We start from the raw sequence: 15044 nt of genomic DNA, 5'->3' as shown, positions 1-15044 counted from the left end.
CGTGACGCAATGGTCATCAATTTCTGCCGGCTTGATCCGACCGGTTATAATTTTTCCTTTCAGTTTCTTATAGCCCGATGAACCAAAGATTCTGTTTCAATTCATTATTTTTCATTGATCAGCCTGACTGATATGGAGCAGAATGCCTGATTTTCAAGGCAAGCATCTCGCTAAGCTGCGTCAATTTAGTCAATTTCAGTCTTGAGCACAGGATTTTTCTCGCCGAATCTGGCTGATTGCAGGGCTTTCAGGTAGTGGTCGAGATTTTTCTATCGGCACAAATAAAACTGCCGTATCTCATTTCCGGTTACAGGAATTTGCTGAAAGTAGCCAGGAAGATCACGGCTCAAACGATATCTGGATTGAAATAATTTTCATCCTTCCAGATCCAGGCCCTGTCATCTGTGCCGGAATTGTTTATGATGATCCTGCACCTGGATATGGGGGATATCGATGCACGTGTTTCGTTCTAAAAAAGACTGGTGGTTGCTGGCTTTTGTGATTTGTATGAGTGGCCTGCTGCTGCAACTGCTGTTTACCATGCAGGCCAAAGGGACCATGCAGCAGTATCCGCTGCATACCGCTGTGTATATTCTGACTATTATTATCCTGTGGTGGCCGCTGTGGAGTACGCGCTATTTGGTGGACAATGGGGTATTGACCATAAAAAGCCTGTGGTTAAGCTGGAAGATTCCGTTAAGTGCAATCCAATCCATTCAGCCCACCGAGCACTCTATTATTGCACCAGCCTTGTCCTTAAAGCGTCTACGGATTGACTATACGGATGCGGGCGTGCAGAAATTTATATTGGTTTCACCCAAAAATCAGACTACTTTTATGCAGGCCCTCCAACCAAATAAAAACGGAGAGAGAGTCTACCTTAGTTAAGCTTTTGCCTGCTCAGGTACAACCACAAGCTGTGCCTTAATACAGTCCAGGTGCAGGCTCAATTGCTCGGGCTGGTTTAAAAAAGACAGCGCCAGAATTGGCTCCAGTTCGGTACGCATCTTGCGGCCCAAATGCCGGGCGCCGTAACGGATATCATGACCCTGATAGAAATAGGCTTTGGCTGAAGCGCTTAAATGCACGCTGCGTTGCTGATGTTGCAAGCGCTTGTTCAGTTTATCCAGTTCAATTTCGACCAGACGTGGCAGGGCATCATGCTGTACCGCCTGATAATGTAGACTGCGGTCAATCCGGTTCAGAAACTCGGGATCAAATTTACGCTGCATGACTTTTTCAATGATGCGCTGGGTGGGCACCCGTTTTAAACACAAGGCCTGCATTTTCTGTGGCAGGTAACTGAGTTTGTCCAGATATTGCTGCGCTGCCTGTGCACCGACATTGCTGGTCATAAAGACCATGCAGTTGCGAAAATCGATAGTTTTAGTGCCCGCTGTCAAGGTCAGCCGGCCAGTATCCAGCACGTTCATCAAGCCGCGAATCACTTCGTTACTGGCTTTTTCCAGTTCATCAAACAGCATGATGCCGGGCCGGGTATGACTGCCGGCAATCGCAGTTTCATCAAACAGGCTGTGACCTTCCTTGGAGCCGACATAACCCGGCGGTGCACCGGTCAAAGCCGCTGCATAATGTTCCTGTGCCAGAGTATTCATATCAATCCGGCAAAAGGCATCCGGGCGGCCATAGATCGCTTCGGCAATCAGACGTACGGTTTCAGTTTTACCGACGCCAGTAGGGCCCAGCATCAAGGTCACCGACAAAGGGCGATCCGGACTGGAAAAATCTGCCTTGACCACATGCAGCATTTTTTCAATTTCATTCAGGGCTGCATCCTGCCCAATAATCCGTTCACGTAGCAGCTGCATTACATTATTTGGCTCGAAATGAAAACGCGGTTTGCCAATCAGACGATCACGTTCAGACAGGTGATGGGTGGAAGTGGAGGGTTGAACAATATGAATGTCCGATTGCTGCATGGTCATGCGAATCATCTCAAAACTAGACTTTTTGAGCATAACAAAGTTAAAGGTTGAAATTTATAGCTTTTAACAATCAGTTTATGTCGTGAGGATTATAGATTGGGGGGATAACCTGACAGGAACTTTAAGATTAGGTGGCAGCTTCAGGGGAATTTTGTGTTTTTGCTTGAAAATGACGCAACAATCATCACATATATCTGCAGATTGTAGGTGAAAAATAGGCTTTAGGTGAACGAAAACGCACGCCCCCATATTGAAAAAATCCTGGCGAATATGACCAGCCTGCCCGGGGTCTACCGGATGTATGGCAAAGACGGCGAATTATTGTATGTGGGTAAAGCCAAAAACCTGAAAAACCGGGTCTCCAGCTATTTTGTCAAAACGCTGGATCATCCCAAAACCCAGGCCTTGGTGGCACGGATTTATGATATCCAGACCCTGGTGGTACGTTCTGAAACTGAAGCCTTGTTGCTGGAACAGAACCTGATCAAGCTGCATCATCCACCGTATAACATCATGCTGCGTGATGACAAATCTTATGTCTATATTTTTGTTTCGGCAGATAAACCCTATCCGCGTTTAGCCAGTGGACGTGGCAAGGGCAAGCACCAGGTGGGCAAGTTTTTTGGACCTTATCCGAGTGCTTATACGGCACGGGATACTCTGGTGGTGCTGCAAAAACTGTTCAATGTGCGTTCCTGTGAAAACAGTTTTTTTGCCAACCGGACCCGGCCATGTCTGCAATACCAGATCAAACGCTGCTCTGCGCCCTGTGTCGGATTTATTTCTCCGGAAGACTATAAGGCAGATGTCGATAACTCGATCCGCTTTTTGCAGGGTGATACCAAGGAGCTGAATCAGGAACTGATCGCAAAAATGGAAGCGGCCGCTGAAGCGCTGGAATTTGAAAAAGCGGTGTTCTATCGGGACCGGATGGCGCTGTTAAGAGAGGTACAGTCACAGCAGGCGATTTATAAGCTCAAAGGCGAAGCCGATATCCTGTCGATTGCTTATCAGGCCGGAGTGACCTGTGTGCAGATCATGCATGTGCGCAACGGTAAAATGCTGGGTGGGAAAAGTTATTTCCCGGATATGCTTAGTGATGACCTGGGGCAAATGCTGGCCGATTTTATTGCCAATTTTTATTTTCAGGTGGCAGATGAAATCCCGGCTGAACTGATTGTCAATCTGGAAGTGGCTGATCGTAAGGAACTGGAAGCAGCACTGTCGCAGCATTTTGGCAAGAAAATCCAGATCAAGTCTAAAGTCCGCGAAACCCGGGCCGAATGGCTGGAACTGGCGCAGATGAATGTACAGCACGCGATTCAGGGCAAGCTAGCCAATCATATAGAATTAAATGAGCGTTTTCATCAGCTGGAGCAGGTGGTCGGCCGTCCTGTAGACCGGATCGAGTGCTTCGATATTTCACATACCATGGGCGAAGATACCGTGGCGTCCTGTGTGGTCTTTGATAGTGGTGGCGCGCGCAAGCGCGATTATCGCCAGTTTTCCATTCAGGATATTCAGGCGGGCGATGATTATGCTGCCATGCGTCAGGCGCTGACCCGTCGTTATAAAAAAGCCCTGTTGCCAGACTTGCTGCTGATTGATGGTGGCAAGGGGCAATTGCACATGGCGATGGAAGTTATGCAGGAACTGGGACTGGATGCTTTTATGGTTGGTGTGTCCAAAGGTGAGGGACGTAAGCCCGGTCTGGAAACCCTGCACTTTACCGATGGCAGTAAAATTCAATTACCGGAGGATCATAAGGCGCTGCATCTGATTCAGCAGGTGCGTGATGAAGCACACCGTTTTGCGATTACCAAGCACCGTGCCAAACGTGACAAGAAACGGGGTTCATCAGTGTTGGAAGTCATTCCGGGGCTGGGACCAAAACGCCGTCGTGACCTGCTGACTCATTTTGGCGGAATTCAAGGGGTGCTGAAAGCCTCAGAAAAAGATCTGCAAATGGTGCCGGGACTGGGTTCAGTCATGGCCAGAATGATTTATAAAGTACTGCATGAATGACGCGTGACTTAAATGCAAGGGCCAAAGTGCGCATTGACGCTTGGGTCACGTGACATTCACAACCTGATGAATTTTGCCCAATATACTAAGCATCAAGACTTACTGAGGGACCAACATGTCTTTGCATGCACTTTATGCACAAATTGCCGAACAGGAATGGGTGGAATTTCCACAGGGATGGTTACAGGGCCGTACCCTGTATGGTGGTCTGGCTGCCGCGATGATGATGCAAAAAGCGGTTACACAGATCAATGATCCTGCCAAGCATCTGCTGAGTTGTAGCGTGACCTTTGTCGGCCCGATTCAGCAAGCCAAAGTACGGTTGACGGCTGAAATCCTGCGGCAGGGTAAATCTGTGACGACTATTGAAGTACGTTTATGGCAGGATGATGCCGTGCAAAGTATTCTGGTTGCCAGTTTTGGAATTTCCCGGGATTCCGCCATTCAGGTGCAGCAACAAGCCCAAGCTCCTGACTTTGCTGCGCCAGAGCAGTTGTTTCAGATTCCTGCGGGTTATGGCATGCCAGACTGTTATAACCATTTTGAAATTGCCTGGGCGGATGTCAATCTGCCCTGTAGTGGCAGCCCTCGTCCAGACTTTAGCGGCTGGTGCCGTTTTCATCCCGAAAAGCATCGTAACCGTGAATTTCTGGTCGCAGACCTGATGGCTATTTTTGATATCTGGCCACCCGGGGTGTTACCGATGTTTAAAAAAATGGCACCTGCAAGTAGCTTGACCTGGACCGTGACGTATGTGCATCCGGTGCAACACCAATTGCATGATTGGTTTAAATATAAAGTATTTACTGATCATGCTGCAGATGGTTATGCGACAGAACATGCTTGTCTGTGGGATACCGAAAATCGCCTGATTGCGATGGCAAGACAAACAGTGACGGTGTTTGCCTAGTGACACTTTCGGTCAATTCGTATAAAGTGAAGCCTATTAATGATGGATCAAACCTCTAAAAAAGTGTGCATTTTCATCGTACATGAGGGGAACAATTGGCGGTGTCTATGACTACAGGTCGTATCCTGAATATTCCAAATATCTTGACCTTGGCGCGTATCGCTCTTATTCCGGTATTTTTATTGGTGGCTTACTGGCCACCTGCAATGGGCTTTGATGCTCATAACCCCGATATGACGCGGCATATCATTTTAACCACGATCTTTGTGGTGGCTGCGGTAACGGACTGGTTTGATGGCTATCTGGCACGTACATTAAATCAGACTTCCGCTTTTGGGCGGTTTCTCGATCCGGTTGCAGATAAATTAATGGTGGCGGCTGCACTGATTGTACTGGTGCAATGGCAGCCTTCCATGTCGATGGCTTTTGCTGCGATTGTAATTATTTCCCGTGAAATTACTGTTTCAGCCTTGCGTGAATGGATGGCAGAATTGGGTGCACGGACCAATGTTGCGGTTTCAACTGTTGGAAAATACAAAACAGCGTTCCAGATGATCGCCATTACCGTATTCCTGCTGAACTGGCCACCGCTGGAAATACTGGCATATGCCTTGCTATATACAGCAGTTGTCCTCACTTTATGGTCAATGTTTATTTATCTGAAAGCGGCTTGGCCATATCTGAAACAGCCTTAATTGAAATAATCCAAATAAAAAAGCTCCTGGAAAAGGGGCTTTTTTTATGGGTATGAATCAGTAAAAAATGGACAAATCACAGGTAAAAAAATACCCAGCCTTTGGGGGAAGGACTGGGATTAAATCGGGGTATTTATTACTTATTATTATAGTTATTCAAAGATGTCTCATCTTCTTAGGACTCATTATAGAGAGCCAGTTTTTCAAAATCATATGACTTCTTGTAGCAGATTGTTGTGTTTTGTGATTGCTCTGTATATTGAATTTACAATTTCTAATTTTGATACAAATCTGAATGTTTTTCAGCAGGATAGTGGCTGACTATCTTAAGCAGATAGAGTAGGTAAAAATGCTTTTGGCTAATTCAGTTCTTGGCCCATCATTACAAAGCAGATAAGAGGGATAAGCAAAATTCAGTACTAAAGGAATAACTTCTTTAGTGTGCTTTTATTAACCTATTCTTAATATTCCAGTTCATGCCAGTGCAAAGCCTCTAGAATAAGTAAAAGTCTGAAAAGATAATCTTTCCAGCGTAAAGCCTACATACATTTTGAAGGTTGATATTGTGGGGAGCGGAGTAGTCTGGAGATCAAGAGAAAAAAGCCTGTAACAGGATTTTTTAACTGTTAATACTGGGCACTTCGCCTGGTTTATAGAAAAAAAGGCCATGTTAAGAATAAAAAAGAGTCTCAAAAGAGACTCTTTTTTGATTAACGCCTACGCGCGCTTTCAGCGCTTGTCTTGCGTAATTTTTAAAGCAACATATAAAAAAGAATCCCCCAAAGATGAGGGATTCTTTTAAATTAAAGCCTACGCACAGCATAGCTACTTGTCTTGCGGCGTGGCGGAGCAGTGCTCCGCTAAATCACGCCTCAGGCTTCAGACCTTCGGCTTTTTCCAATGATTCATCATTGTTAAAGAACTTTTCACGCTGTTCTTCAAGAAACTTTTTCGCATCAGGTTCAAACACATTTAAACGCTTTTCATTAATCAGCGTGGTCTGGTGTTTTAGCCATTCTTGCCAAGCCTGTTTCGACACGTTATCAAACAGTTCCTGACCCTTTGGCCCCGGAAAGGGTGCAAAGTCTAAGCCTTCCATTTCTTGTTGATACTTACGGCAAAATACTTGTCGAGACATATCGGTCTTCCTTAAGCGTAAAGGTTTTCTAGGCGAGTGTAAGCACGTGCAATCGCAGCTTCCACCTGGGCAGGTGCAGTACCACCAATGTGATTACGGGCATTCACCGAGGCTTCAAGGGTTAGGGCCTTTTCAAATACGTCTGCCTGAATCAGGTCAGAGAACTGTTGCAGTTGCTCAAGGCTAAGTTCAGAGAGATCTTTACCTTCCTGAACGCCGAGTGCAACCGCTTTACCTACAATCTCGTGTGCATCACGGAAAGCCACGCCGTTTTTCACGAGATAATCAGCCAGATCAGTCGCAGTTGAGAAACCACGTAATGCTGCTTCGCGCATTTCGGTAATGTTTGGAACCAGCGCAGGAATCATGTCGGCAAATGCCATGAGTGAACCGCGAACGGTATCAATGGCATCAAACAATGGTTCTTTATCTTCCTGATTGTCTTTGTTATAGGCTAGCGGCTGGCCTTTCATTAAAGTTAGCAGGCTCATCAAATCGCCATAGACACGACCGGTTTTACCACGTACCAGTTCAGGTACATCCGGGTTTTTCTTCTGCGGCATGATGGAAGAGCCAGTACAGAAGCGATCTGGAATGTTGACGAATTTGAACTGCGCCGAAGTCCATAGAATCAGTTCTTCAGACATACGTGACAAGTGCATCATGATTAAAGATGCAGCAGCATTAAATTCAATTGCAAAGTCACGATCCGATACTGCATCTAAAGAATTTTCAGCAACCGCTTCAAAACCTAGCAGTTCAGCAGTATAAGCACGGTCAATTGGATAAGTCGTTCCCGCAAGTGCAGCAGAACCAAGCGGCATACGGTTGACACGCTTACGGCAATCAATCAAACGCTCTGAATCACGTACCAGCATTTCAAACCAGGCCATGAGATGATGGCCAAAAGTTACTGGCTGTGCAGTTTGCAAATGAGTAAACCCTGGCATGATGGTGTCGGTGTTTTTAGCTGCCAGGCTTAAAATACCTTTTTGTAATTTTTTCAGTAATTCTAAGATCGTATCAATTTCATCACGCACATAAAGACGGATATCCGTGGCTACCTGGTCATTACGGCTACGACCAGTATGCAATTTTTTACCAGTAATACCGATACGCTGAGTCAGGCGTGACTCAATGTTCATGTGTACATCTTCTAAATCAATGCGCCATTCGAATTTGCCTGCTTCAATATCGGCTTGAATTGCAGTCAGACCTTCAATAATGTCATCGCGTTCTTGATCGGTCAGTACGCCCACTTTTGCCAGCATGGTTGCATGCGCAATCGAGCCTGCAATATCTTGTTTATAAAAACGTTGGTCAAATTGAACAGATGCTGTAAATTCAGCAACAAAAGCATCAGTCGCTTCAGAGAAACGACCGCCCCACATACCCGAAGTCTGGGCGTGTGATGGATTAGAGGAATTAGAAGATGTGGTCATGTCGGCTCAATCAGATTAAAAGCAGTAGAACGAAAAAGAGTATAACAAATTCAAAGCCCATTGCCGAAGTCACATCTGCTCAATCTTTCGCATCGATGAACGAACAAACGCAAAATTCCTATTTTTTTAGCCAGATCGGCAATTTGCACTATTTGCTGGAACTCTTTGTTGGCGGCAATATTCTGGCCATGATTTTAGCACTCGCAGAAGCACAGTCTTGGCAGGCTTTGAATGGAATGCACCTGCTGCAATATATCCTGTATATCAACTGGGTGCTGTTATGTTTTGCAGCATTGGTAGAATTGTTCCATCAAGCCTTTCAGCGTATGGGCATTAAGCTGGCGTTAATTTCCGGATTTTTACTGTTACAGGCAATTGTGCTGCTGACCACAGTGAATCTGAATATTTTGATACATTTTGGGCAGAATTTTAATTTTCAGGATTTAAACCTGGCAATTGTTCTGGATCAGGTCGGACTCCATTTAAGTCTGGGGATTTTGCTGGGAACTTTCTGTTTTCGCTATCTTTATTTGCGTGAGCAATGGGAGCAGCAACAACATAGTGAGCTGAATGCCCGGATTCAGGCCATGCAGGCGCGGATTCAGCCGCATTTTCTGTTTAACAGCATGAACAGTGTGCTCAGCCTGATCAGTATTGATCCGGATAAAGCCGAGCACATGCTGTTGAATTTGTCACGGCTGTTTCGCGCCAGTTTTCAGGAGTTAAAACTGGTCAGCCTGCAGGAGGAAATTGATCTGTGCCAGCGTTATCTGGAGATTGAGCAGATCCGTCTAGGTGAACGCTTACAGGTAGAATGGAAGTTAGAAAACAAAGACTTATACTCACAAGTTCAAATTCCATTATTAACTTTACAACCTTTGCTAGAAAATAGTATTTTCCATGGAGTTGAAAAAATTCTCACAAAGAGTACCATAAGCATATTGGTTGAAATATTGCAAAATCAAATTAATATCATCATAACCAACCCTTATGCACAGGATAATAAAACTTTAAAAAAGGGACATGGTATTGCAATAGAAAATGTCAGACAGCGTCTGCAAGCTTATTACGGATCCAGTGTGACTTTTCAGACCTTTGCCGGCGAAGGGATGTTTACGACGGTAGTGCGATATCAATATAAATAAAAATAAATCAAAGAAATCGCAGTTGGCTTTATCATTGATTTGATAATGTTAACTGGGGAAGGAGGAGAAATGGACATCCTGATTTGTGATGATGAGCCTCTGGCCGTCGAGCGTTTATCACGGTTGGTCTCTCAGCTGGGGCATGATGTGGTGGCGACAGCAAGCCATGGTCGTGAGGCGATTGATCTGGCTCACCAGTACGAACCCGATGTCATTTTATTAGATATTCAAATGCCTGAAATGAATGGACTGGCTTGTGCGCAACATTTGCGTCAACTGGATCCAATGCCGGCCATTGTCTTTTGTACGGCTTATGACCAACATGCGCTGGATGCATTTAAATCAAATGCCGAAGGCTATTTGCTTAAACCGGTGATGCAACAGGAATTGGCACAGGTTTTAGAGCACTTAACTAAACTTACCCAAGCTCAAATGAGCCAACTAAAACAAAAAGAAAATATGGAAGAAATTAATATCAGCCGCCAGCAGATTGCGGCAAAGACCTATCGTGGTGTGGAATTGGTGCCAGTTGAAAATATCTATTATTTTCTGGCAGATCAGAAATATGTCACTGTACGTCATAAAAATGGCAGTGTACTGATTGATGAAACCTTAAAGGAGCTAGAGCAGGAGTTTGGGGACCAGTTTATCCGGATTCATCGTAATGCCTTGATCTCGGTGCATTATCTGGATGGTCTGGAAGTGGTTAGTTCAGGTCAGTATCAGGTACGTTGTCGTGAACTGGACGACCGTTTAGCAGTAAGCCGGCGACATTTGCCGTTCTTAAGAGACCGGATTCAAAAGCTTTAGCAGGGGGCAAGTAAGAGCATTCAGTTGAAACTTGTATAAATTCACTTGCATTTTCAAGTGAGCAGGTTAAGTTTAGACTATTGTTCTCATTAACTGCTATTGAAATTTATGAAGACCCTAAAAATTGCAACTCGACAAAGTCCACTTGCGCTTTGGCAAGCGGAACACATCCGTGCGCGCCTACAAGATTTGCACGCTGGTTTGCAGGTCGAGTTAGTCACTTTTGTTACACAGGGCGATAAAATTCTCGATACGCCACTGGCCAAAATTGGTGGAAAAGGACTGTTTGTAAAAGAATTAGAAGCCGCCTTACTGGATGGTCGTGCAGATCTCGCCGTACATTCCATGAAAGATGTTCCGATGGCTTTGCCGCAAGGCTTAAGTCTGGCGGTGATCTGTGAACGTGAAGATCCACTGGATGCTTTTGTGTCGAATACTTATGCCAGCTTTGATGAACTACCACATGGTGCCAAAGTGGGAACCTCAAGTTTGCGCCGTAAAACCCAGATTTTAAAACAGCGCCCAGATCTGGACATTATCGATTTACGCGGTAATGTCGGCACGCGTTTATCCAAACTGGATGCAGGTCATTATGATGCGATTATTCTGGCCAGTGCCGGTTTAAAACGCTTAGGTCTGGCAGAACGTATTCGTCATACCCTGACACCTGAAATCAGTTTGCCGGCCGTGGGTCAAGGTGCGCTGGGCCTGGAATGTCGTACTCATGATCAGGCAGTGCTGGACTTGATTCAGCCACTCCTGCATGCAGATACAGATGCTTGCGTACGTGCCGAACGTGCCTTTAATGCCTATCTGGAAGGCGGATGTCAGGTGCCGATTGCAGGTTATGCCACGCTCAAAGAGGGTGTGATTTCAATCGAAGGTCGTGTAGGCAGTATCGATGGAGCAGTTTTGCTTCGAGCACAGCAGACTGGGAAAATTGCGGATGCTGAACAATTGGGGATACAGCTGGCAAAAGACTTGCTTGACCAAGGGGCTGGCGAGTTGCTCAAAACAATTTATTCAAACTGATGTTATTGATTAATACCCGCCCCAGTGACCGTGCTATAAGCTTGACCCAGCAGTTACAGGCAGCGCAGGTTGCTGTTTTAGAATTGCCTCTGCTCGAGCTGCATGCCATGCCTTATTCCGATGAGCTGTTGCACTTGTATCAGCAGCTGGAACAGGTACAGATTATTGTAGTAGTCAGTCCGACGGCAGCCAAAATTGGCATGCAATATTTGCAACAGGCGGGCGTTGAGTTATCGGCTCTGGGGCAGGTACATTGGGTTGCGGTGGGTAAGGCCACTGAACAGGCACTAGCGAGATACGGTATTCACAGCGATGTACCAGAAGTTGAAACCTCGGAAGGTATGTTGCAATTGCCGGTGCTGAAACAGCTGGCTGTTGGCTCGAGTGTGGCTTTCTGGCGCGGAGAGGGTGGTCGTCAATTTATGATGGATCATTTACGTGCCAGCAATATTAAAGTTTTAAACTTTATTTTGTACCGGCGGCAATGTCCTGAAACGGCAGCCAAAATTCTGGCAGGGAACCTGGGATTGCTTGAGGCACAGCAACATTTTGCAGTGCTGATCACCAGTGAAGCGAGCTGGTTAAACTGGCTGACACTCCTGCAAAAGGATGCGGAGTTTATACAGCGAGCCTGTTATTTGGTTTTGGGGCCACGTTTGGCCGCTATTCTTGGGGAATATCAACAGCAGCATCAGGCAAGTTTTCAATTCATACAAATCGATGATTTAGACGCAAACACAATCTTGCAGAAAATGGGGCTGATATTAGGGAACGCATGAAGAAACTATTCATTGTATTGTTCATCTTAAGTTTGTCGTGGCTCGTCAAGCTTAGCTATGACCTGCATGTTCTGAATACAGCACAGGCTGAATTGCAGCAGAGTATTGGTCAGTTACAGCAGCAAAATGCCATGCTTAATGATCAGTTCGTGGCTTTAAAGCGCCAGATTTCTGCTCAGCAGGAAAAGACTGGAGTCACTGCAGCAAAAGCATCCGTAGGGGAGCCGATAACGGCTGAAATGCAGAATGATATTGCCTTGGTACAGCAACATCTGGACCTGATCGAATTTGCATTGCAACAGCAACAATATGCCACTGCCATTGAAAAATTAAATCAGTTATCCAATGAGTTGGATGATTATGTTCTGGCGCCCGCTTTGGTGAGCAGTTTGCAGCAAGTGATTGCAAAAGATCAGGACATGCTGAAAAAATTCGTGAATAACCGATTGGTGCAGCAAGGCAAATTAAAAGAAGTTTTAGTGAAGATGGATGCTGAAATTGAAAAGGAAATTCAGCAGCCATATCGTCAACCGCCAGTGTCTCAACGTTCTTTCTGGCAGCGCTGGATTCAGATCGAACCTGCAGATCAGCCAAGTACAGTCTTGATGCAACGGCATCTGGTACTTAAAGAAGCCCAGCTACGTTTGCTTATTGCACAGAGTGCCTTGCAGCAAGATCAATCTGTTGCTTTTCAGCAGGCGCTGAATGCGGTGATTGAGGTCTTGGAGCAATTACCAGATGCGCAGAGCCAGCAATGGATTCAGCAACTGAAACAGATCAAGGCGACACCGATCACTCCGATTCCATTGTTGAACACACGCACCCTAGTGGGCTAATTGCTTATGAAACAGATTCTGCAGGCCTATTTATTTATATGCTTACTTGGCATTGCTGGGCTAAGTATCCTCAGTTATGGACATGGGGCTGGCTATGTCTATCTATATTGGCGTGAATGGCAGCTGCAGACCACGGTCTGGTTTTTGGCCGCATCCCTGGTGAGCGTAAGTTTTCTGATACAGTGCATCTGGTATGCCATCAAGCAATATCGCAATCGTGAACAGCGTAAGACGGAAACAGTATTTAATTTTTCCCGCTTACATCCTTATGAACAACTGGCAGTTATCTGGTTATTAAATGCTGCACAGGATCAGCGGGATTTTATTCAGCAGTCTTTTAGTAAATCGGGCTTACTCAAGCATATTATAGATGCACGTTTATCTTGGGGGCAGCAGCAGTATAATGAGGCATTAACTGCATTGAATCAGTCCAGCCCAATGGCATTTGAATTGGCAGAATTGCAGCGGATTGAAATTTATTTATCACAACAACAAGGTGAACAAGCACTCACCCATTTAGAGTTTTTAAATCAGCATGAATTATCACCTTGGTTAATTCAGGTTAAATCAGCCTATGAACAGCGTCTTGTTGCGTTATGGGGGGTATTTGCCATACAGTTTCCCTGGTTATATTTACGCTCGACCCAATACGGACATTTAGACCAGAAAGTAAAAAAAATATGGCTTGAACAATTATTGCTGGCCTATGATCAAGCCACACAGGAAGATTTATTTTATTTACAGCAACGTTATTTAGATTTAAAACCGCAAATATTTGATCGTGACTATTCAATAAAATTATTATGGTTGAAGTTATTATTCAGAATGCCGGAAATGAGTGCTGAGCATGAGGTGCTTGCAATTCATTTGATGGAGCAGCAGTTTAATCAGGATGTTTTTTATTTGTGGTTCCAGCAACAGTTATTACGGCAAAATCCGGATTATAATGCGATTGCACAGCAGATTTCGTACTGGGAGGCGAAATATCCGGCATTGCCGATTTTAAGCTTTGCAAAGTGGCATGTACTGCAAGCGACAGGCTATACAGATCAAGCCCAGCAACTACTCGACTTATATCCCGATGATATTCGTATGAGTTATTTAAGAATTAAAGCTGCCTTGCAGGATCGGGAGGACTTACTGCAGCAGCTGAATGCAGTATTTGAATCCAATGTAAACTTTATAGAAATTAAGACTTGAAAATAATAATGTCGGAATTAGACCAATATCCAGTCATTTATGAGCAAACTATAGCATGGGGTGATATGGATGCCTTGGGACATGTCAATAATGCCATGTATTACCGCTATGTCGAAAGTGCCCGCCTGGTATATTTGAATTTATTGGATTTAAACAATGGATCAGTAATTACAGTCGTCGCTTCAAATCAGTGCCGTTATTTAAGCCCCGTGGTTTTTCCTGATCATTTGAAAATTGCAGCGCGTATTGAAGAAATCCGAAATAGTGCAGTCAGAATGCAATATCTATTATGGAGTGAAAAACAGCAGGGTATTGTGGCTACTTCTGAAGCAGTGATTGTTTGCGTGGATAAAATAACCATGCAGAAAACTCCAATTCCAGATTATATTCGTGAAAAGATCAAAGCAATTGAATTAACTGTTCAACATAAAATCTAAAAATGAATGAATTATTTTGATTTGTAATTTTTTTTAAACTTTATTGTTGTTGCCTCAAGATTTTATATTGAATGTTTTATTTAATATAAATATGATGGGTTATTATTTAACAAAACGAATAATATTATTTTTCGGAGAGCCTTATGCCAGATATTACTCATTTATCAGTAGAAGAGTTAAAACGTTTACAAGCAGAAGCAGAATCACTTATTGCTTCAAAAAAAGATCAGGAAATTGAAGATGCTTATCAGCAAATCTTGGCAGTTGCCGAGAAAGTTGGTATGACTGTTGAACAGTTACTGGAATTTGGTGCATCTAAACGTAAGAAATCATCACGCAAGTCGGTCGAACCACGTTATCGTAGCAAAACCAATCCGGATGACACCTGGACTGGCCGTGGTAAACAACCGCGCTGGTTGGTGGCAGAGCTGGAAAAAGGTGCAAAGCTGGACGATTTCCTGATCTAAGCTTCTATCTGATCTCGTCATTAGTCTGTCATACAGACAGACTATGATAATTAAACCAAGCATCCCTGCTTGGTTTTTTTATATCTATGAATTGGCGTTAGGAGAAAAGTGTGCATAATGTGTAGGTATAAGGAAAAAATTATAAATGAGGATTTGGACTTGAGTGATTGGTCGTGGTGGGG

The 15044-nt window shown here is 44.5% G+C and carries 15 protein-coding genes; 12 read left to right on the top strand and 3 right to left on the bottom strand.

The features are described from left to right. Positions 1 to 453 precede the first annotated feature (453 nt). Positions 454 to 888 (top strand): PH domain-containing protein, encoded by a 435-nt coding sequence (locus AY605_RS03110; RefSeq protein WP_064094998.1) that lies wholly within the window; start codon positions 454 to 456, stop codon positions 886 to 888. Here AY605_RS03110 and AY605_RS03105 read toward each other — a convergent pair. After that, positions 885 to 1946 (bottom strand): AAA family ATPase, encoded by a 1062-nt coding sequence (locus AY605_RS03105; RefSeq protein ID WP_064094997.1) that lies wholly within the window; start codon positions 1944 to 1946, stop codon positions 885 to 887. The two genes, AY605_RS03110 and AY605_RS03105, sit on opposite strands and share 4 nt — an antisense overlap. A gap of 225 nt (positions 1947 to 2171) precedes the next feature. Between AY605_RS03105 and uvrC the strand changes: the two genes are divergently transcribed. The 3 genes from uvrC to pgsA all read left to right on the top strand — a co-directional run bounded on the left by uvrC (position 2172) and on the right by pgsA (position 5576). Then, complete coding sequence (gene uvrC / locus AY605_RS03100) at positions 2172 to 3971, top strand: excinuclease ABC subunit UvrC (protein WP_064094996.1); 1800 nt, start codon at positions 2172 to 2174, stop codon at positions 3969 to 3971. A gap of 115 nt (positions 3972 to 4086) precedes the next feature. After that, positions 4087 to 4881, top strand: coding sequence for a thioesterase family protein (locus tag AY605_RS03095; RefSeq protein ID WP_064094995.1), 795 nt, complete (start codon positions 4087 to 4089; stop codon positions 4879 to 4881). 107 nt (positions 4882 to 4988) lie between these two features. After that, positions 4989 to 5576 carry a CDP-diacylglycerol--glycerol-3-phosphate 3-phosphatidyltransferase gene (gene pgsA / locus AY605_RS03090; RefSeq protein ID WP_064094994.1) on the top strand — a complete coding sequence of 196 codons (588 nt, stop codon included), beginning with the start codon at positions 4989 to 4991 and terminating at the stop codon, positions 5574 to 5576. Between the two features lie 865 nt (positions 5577 to 6441). Here pgsA and AY605_RS03085 read toward each other — a convergent pair. Both AY605_RS03085 and argH read right to left on the bottom strand, forming a co-directional pair. Beyond that, positions 6442 to 6714: an oxidative damage protection protein gene (locus AY605_RS03085; protein WP_064094993.1), complete on the bottom strand. Its 273-nt coding sequence runs from the start codon at positions 6712 to 6714 to the stop codon at positions 6442 to 6444. An 11-nt stretch (positions 6715 to 6725) separates the two neighbouring features. Then, on the bottom strand, positions 6726 to 8156 hold the full coding sequence (gene argH, locus AY605_RS03080; protein ID WP_171254891.1) for an argininosuccinate lyase: 1431 nt from the start codon (positions 8154 to 8156) through the stop codon (positions 6726 to 6728). On the opposite strand from argH, the gene AY605_RS03075 reads away from it, so the two are divergent. The 8 genes from AY605_RS03075 to AY605_RS03040 all read left to right on the top strand — a co-directional run bounded on the left by AY605_RS03075 (position 8147) and on the right by AY605_RS03040 (position 14862). Continuing rightward, a complete protein-coding gene (locus AY605_RS03075; RefSeq protein ID WP_064094991.1) occupies positions 8147 to 9301 on the top strand; it encodes a sensor histidine kinase in 1155 nt (384 codons plus the stop codon). The two genes, argH and AY605_RS03075, sit on opposite strands and share 10 nt — an antisense overlap. A gap of 69 nt (positions 9302 to 9370) precedes the next feature. Beyond that, positions 9371 to 10111 (top strand): LytR/AlgR family response regulator transcription factor, encoded by a 741-nt coding sequence (locus AY605_RS03070; protein ID WP_064094990.1) that lies wholly within the window; start codon positions 9371 to 9373, stop codon positions 10109 to 10111. A gap of 108 nt (positions 10112 to 10219) precedes the next feature. Further along, a complete protein-coding gene (gene hemC / locus AY605_RS03065; protein WP_064094989.1) occupies positions 10220 to 11143 on the top strand; it encodes a hydroxymethylbilane synthase in 924 nt (307 codons plus the stop codon). After that, complete coding sequence (locus AY605_RS03060; protein WP_064094988.1) at positions 11143 to 11922, top strand: uroporphyrinogen-III synthase; 780 nt, start codon at positions 11143 to 11145, stop codon at positions 11920 to 11922. Before hemC ends, AY605_RS03060 begins: the two co-directional genes overlap by 1 nt. After that, positions 11919 to 12758, top strand: coding sequence for a hypothetical protein (locus AY605_RS03055; RefSeq protein WP_064094987.1), 840 nt, complete (start codon positions 11919 to 11921; stop codon positions 12756 to 12758). Before AY605_RS03060 ends, AY605_RS03055 begins: the two co-directional genes overlap by 4 nt. Before the next feature lie 6 nt (positions 12759 to 12764). Further along, positions 12765 to 13958: a hypothetical protein gene (locus AY605_RS03050; RefSeq protein ID WP_064094986.1), complete on the top strand. Its 1194-nt coding sequence runs from the start codon at positions 12765 to 12767 to the stop codon at positions 13956 to 13958. A gap of 8 nt (positions 13959 to 13966) precedes the next feature. Beyond that, positions 13967 to 14395 carry an acyl-CoA thioesterase gene (locus AY605_RS03045; RefSeq protein WP_064094985.1) on the top strand — a complete coding sequence of 143 codons (429 nt, stop codon included), beginning with the start codon at positions 13967 to 13969 and terminating at the stop codon, positions 14393 to 14395. Between the two features lie 143 nt (positions 14396 to 14538). Then, a complete protein-coding gene (locus AY605_RS03040) occupies positions 14539 to 14862 on the top strand; it encodes an H-NS family nucleoid-associated regulatory protein (RefSeq protein ID WP_064094984.1) in 324 nt (107 codons plus the stop codon). Positions 14863 to 15044: the final 182 nt, after the last annotated feature.

The organism is Acinetobacter sp. SFD (genome assembly GCF_001647575.1).
Lineage (GTDB): Bacteria > Pseudomonadota > Gammaproteobacteria > Pseudomonadales > Moraxellaceae > Acinetobacter > Acinetobacter pecorum.
Note: the sequence above shows the minus strand (reverse complement) of the source record. Positions and strands in the feature narration are given on the sequence as shown.

Excerpts from the sequence above, each read along its gene's own strand:
- AY605_RS03110 (WP_064094998.1), top strand. The coding sequence starts at position 454 with ATGCACGTGTTTCGTTCTAAAAAAGACTGGTGGTTGCTGGCTTTTGTG.
- AY605_RS03105 (WP_064094997.1), bottom strand. The coding sequence starts at position 1,946 with ATGACCATGCAGCAATCGGACATTCATATTGTTCAACCCTCCACTTCC.
- AY605_RS03095 (WP_064094995.1), top strand. The coding sequence starts at position 4,087 with ATGTCTTTGCATGCACTTTATGCACAAATTGCCGAACAGGAATGGGTG.
- pgsA (WP_064094994.1), top strand. The coding sequence starts at position 4,989 with ATGACTACAGGTCGTATCCTGAATATTCCAAATATCTTGACCTTGGCG.
- AY605_RS03085 (WP_064094993.1), bottom strand. The coding sequence starts at position 6,714 with ATGTCTCGACAAGTATTTTGCCGTAAGTATCAACAAGAAATGGAAGGC.
- AY605_RS03075 (WP_064094991.1), top strand. The coding sequence starts at position 8,147 with ATGTGGTCATGTCGGCTCAATCAGATTAAAAGCAGTAGAACGAAAAAG.
- argH (WP_171254891.1), bottom strand. The coding sequence starts at position 8,156 with ATGACCACATCTTCTAATTCCTCTAATCCATCACACGCCCAGACTTCG.
- AY605_RS03070 (WP_064094990.1), top strand. The coding sequence starts at position 9,371 with ATGGACATCCTGATTTGTGATGATGAGCCTCTGGCCGTCGAGCGTTTA.
- hemC (WP_064094989.1), top strand. The coding sequence starts at position 10,220 with ATGAAGACCCTAAAAATTGCAACTCGACAAAGTCCACTTGCGCTTTGG.
- AY605_RS03060 (WP_064094988.1), top strand. The coding sequence starts at position 11,143 with ATGTTATTGATTAATACCCGCCCCAGTGACCGTGCTATAAGCTTGACC.
- AY605_RS03055 (WP_064094987.1), top strand. The coding sequence starts at position 11,919 with ATGAAGAAACTATTCATTGTATTGTTCATCTTAAGTTTGTCGTGGCTC.
- AY605_RS03050 (WP_064094986.1), top strand. The coding sequence starts at position 12,765 with ATGAAACAGATTCTGCAGGCCTATTTATTTATATGCTTACTTGGCATT.
- AY605_RS03045 (WP_064094985.1), top strand. The coding sequence starts at position 13,967 with ATGTCGGAATTAGACCAATATCCAGTCATTTATGAGCAAACTATAGCA.
- AY605_RS03040 (WP_064094984.1), top strand. The coding sequence starts at position 14,539 with ATGCCAGATATTACTCATTTATCAGTAGAAGAGTTAAAACGTTTACAA.